The sequence below is a fragment of the Thermogutta sp. genome, assembly GCF_014359955.1.
In the GTDB taxonomy this organism is placed as follows: domain Bacteria; phylum Planctomycetota; class Planctomycetia; order Pirellulales; family Thermoguttaceae; genus Thermogutta.
On the sequence record NZ_JACIYL010000945.1, the window covers coordinates 1 to 1,532 of the forward strand.

Here is a 1,532-nt window from a genome sequence, read left to right on the forward strand (position 1 = left end):
GGACTGGACGAGTCGGCGGGGCTTCTTCTGACCTTTGGACCTGTTCTCCTCGAATTGTTTGGAGTGAGTAACCCTGCAAGCCCCTGGTGGTGGGTCGTTCCGTACTTTTTCGTCTTCTGTGCCCTTCTGACTCGTTTGACGATGGATTTGCGATACTCCGGGTGGGCCAGTTTCTGGATGACACTTGCGGTGGCCCTGTACGGCTGCTCGGGGCTCATTCAAACGGGTCTGATTCCCGATCACGCGATTCCTGTCGAGAAGGTCGTTGGCGAAGAAGTTGGGGAGTTGCTGGGACACTGGTGCCTGCTGCTGGCCGTGCTGAGCTTCGGCCGAGATACGCTGTGCCGCATCTTTGAGGAAGGCGATGAGATCGGTCAAATCGGTGTGTCCAGTGATGAAACTGTCCATGACGAACCGCCGAAGACCGCTGTGAGCGTTACTCCGGGCCGTCAAAGCCCGCTGGAAGCCGACAACAGAACCCCGGCGGATTACCTCATCATCCATCCGCCTCACGGTCAGGGACCGCCTGTTGCAGTCCCTCGAGAAGTGAAACGAGTCACGCGGAGAAGAACTCGAACAACCAGCTCCGGTTCCCGCCGTCGATCCGACCTGGACCTGCCGCGGCCGGTGGCGGTGCCGGTGGCCCCGTCCTCGCAGAGCAGCCATTCCTCGCCTGGCGGAATGTCCCCATCTGCGCCCATGCCATACCAGTATGGGGCGGAGTCGGTCACGCGTGCGGCGGATACAATGCCTTCCGCGACACCTGCCGGTTCGACCAATGGCCCTGTTAATGCCTTCCTTGCCGGGATGGCATATGCGGAAGCACGGCAGGCAGGAGTGGCCCCTCCTTCCCCGACCGGGTCGCCCCCGACGAACTCAACCGCTGCGGTGGCGCAGAAACGCTCCGGGCAGATGGATGTCCCACCGTTTACAACTGAAGCGTTTTCTGGGGCTGGATCGCTCGGCGGGACTGGACACCCCGTTTCGGCCCAGATGATGGGGCAGACGGCTCAGCCAACATATCCGCAGCCGAGTGGCACCGGATCACCATCCGGCAGCGGCTCGGGTATGTCCACAGCGACTCAGAGCGCGATCGGCCCATCGGGTTCGCGCGAGACGCCCGGCACGGCGAGTTCTCTACCCCAATTGCCCGCCCGGCGGTTGACCAAGGAAGAGAAAAAGCGACTGAAGCAACTCTACAAGCAAAAGATGGCCCAACTCGAAGGCGATTAAGTTTTCTGTCTTGCGTGATTGTTTCATTTCTCCTCTTTTGTGCGGTTTGCCTGAATAGTTTTTGGCTTGTGGACTTTCCAAAAAAAGGCTAGAATTGCCTCCCACATCGTTTTCTCACCAGAAGGTGTTTTGACAGCACTGGGTGTGATGATCCACGTATGCCACGGAGGGTGGAGTGTTGAGGAGTTCTTACGCCTATTTCGGACTGGCGCTTGTTCTGGCGGCCAGCGTTTTCTTCGTCAATTTGGGACAGGCCCGATTGTGGGATCGAGATGAGCCCCGGAATGCCGGCTGTGCCC

The 1,532-nt window shown here is 59.4% G+C and carries 1 protein-coding gene; it reads left to right on the forward strand.

The annotated features are described in order from the left end of the window. On the forward strand, positions 1–1,233 hold a 1,233-nt coding region (locus H5U08_RS18425; protein ID WP_297036509.1), incomplete at its 5' end, for a hypothetical protein. Between the last annotated feature and the right edge of the window lie 299 nt (positions 1,234–1,532).